This is a genomic window from Alphaproteobacteria bacterium, from assembly GCA_030680745.1.
Taxonomy (GTDB): domain Bacteria; phylum Pseudomonadota; class Alphaproteobacteria; order JAUXUR01; family JAUXUR01; genus JAUXUR01.
Window position 1 is genome coordinate 1 of the sequence record JAUXUR010000010.1, and the last position, 1,456, is coordinate 1,456.

Sequence of the window (1,456 nt, forward strand, 5' to 3'; positions counted from 1 at the left end):
AAACAACGAGCGAAGTGTATCCTTATATACATAAGTGAGGCGTGACGATGTATCCTTCCTATGTCTATCGACTATACAATAATAAAAAAAAATATTTACATGCTAAATTAAGAATTTTTAAAGTATGTCGCATAAACAAAACAATTAATTATAAAAATATGATTTTTAATTAAATTTAGACTAATAAAAAGGCCCAAAAATTAATTTGGGCCTTAATAATGTTAGCTTTCTTCGCCAATTGGTGAAGATGCAGTTGCTGCAGCACTAACTTCAGCAGGTGTTGCGTTTTTATTTACTTTAGCATTGATAGAACCAATTGCGTCTTTTCCTAATGCTTTAAGAGCATCTTTCCCCTGATCAAGGAATTTTCCAATTCCTGAAAAAAACAAAGTTGCAGTTTCAGCTGACGCAGCGTCTCCAGTGTGTTTTGCAGCAACGACTTCTGATTTATGCGAACCATTTTTCATATGTTTAGTGCGAACATGTGTATCAGTAACACCTACAACATCACTATCCGTTGCTGCATATGAAGTGGCTGCAAATGCCATTACTAATAAGGATGTGAGAGCTAATTTTTTCATCGTTTTCTCCGCTATTATTTTCAATCATACATATCATATGATTCTGTTAACTTGAATCAATACTACATCAACTTGTTCAATCTTTCAAGACCGCTTTGATGATGCTTTCTTAAAGTTGTGTGCGATAAATTTTCATATTGCTCAAGCCTACGCCACGATATTTTTGATGCGCGTGCCCACAAAATGCGTCTTTCTTGCGCATTTAATTTAACAAGCCCATCTAACACTAAATCTAATCTATCAATTGCATCAGGGCTAGCAGCAGCTGGTTTTATAAAATTAGGCATGGACGCATAAGTTTCAGCCGTGTTTTTAACAACATCTGGCCATGAGCTTAATTTCGCTTTAATTGATTGAGACGGCAATCTTTTAAGCGTATCAACTGCTTCTTCTAACAGCACCATTGTGGTTAATATTTGATTATTAATCATGACGTTTCCTTATTAAGAATTTTGATTTTTTGACTATTACTAGAGGTTTTTGACATTTCACACCAATGCAGACTCAACAATTCTTCCTACTTCCCTGCTTCTATATCATTACCCATAAATATAAACCCCACCCCTTTCCTACGTCCCGCGACTTGATCGCGGGATCCAGACGATCTTCCCTAAAGTTAACATTGTATAAATTGGACAATGACATATTCTTTATTTACTTTCTGGATCCCGCGGACAAGCCGCGGGCATATCGTTACCCATAAGAATATTACCTATTGATAATTAATAACTATTGCTTACCCCACCTCCTACGTCCCGCGACCATATCATTACCCATAAGTATGACCAAATGTATTTTGAAATATTTCGCGAGCCTTAATATGTTCATATAGGGCACGTAATCCCTTCCCCATAACTATTGGTCCTGGATCTCCA

Annotated in this window: 2 protein-coding genes; both read right to left on the reverse strand. The window is 36.3% G+C overall.

Going from position 1 to position 1,456, the window contains the following annotated elements; genetic code table 11:
• Positions 1-221: 221 nt before the first annotated feature.
• Positions 222-581, reverse strand: coding sequence for a hypothetical protein (locus Q8L85_00760; protein MDP1723218.1), 360 nt, complete (start codon positions 579-581; stop codon positions 222-224).
• Between the two features lie 62 nt (positions 582-643).
• Positions 644-1,012, reverse strand: coding sequence for a DUF6362 family protein (locus tag Q8L85_00765; GenBank protein ID MDP1723219.1), 369 nt, complete (start codon positions 1,010-1,012; stop codon positions 644-646).
• Positions 1,013-1,456: the final 444 nt, after the last annotated feature.

What these genes read in the sequence shown, in the direction of transcription:
- Q8L85_00765 (MDP1723219.1), bottom strand. Translation starts at nt 1,012, where the DNA reads ATGATTAATAATCAAATATTAACCACAATGGTGCTGTTAGAAGAAGCA.
- Q8L85_00760 (MDP1723218.1), bottom strand. Translation starts at nt 581, where the DNA reads ATGAAAAAATTAGCTCTCACATCCTTATTAGTAATGGCATTTGCAGCC.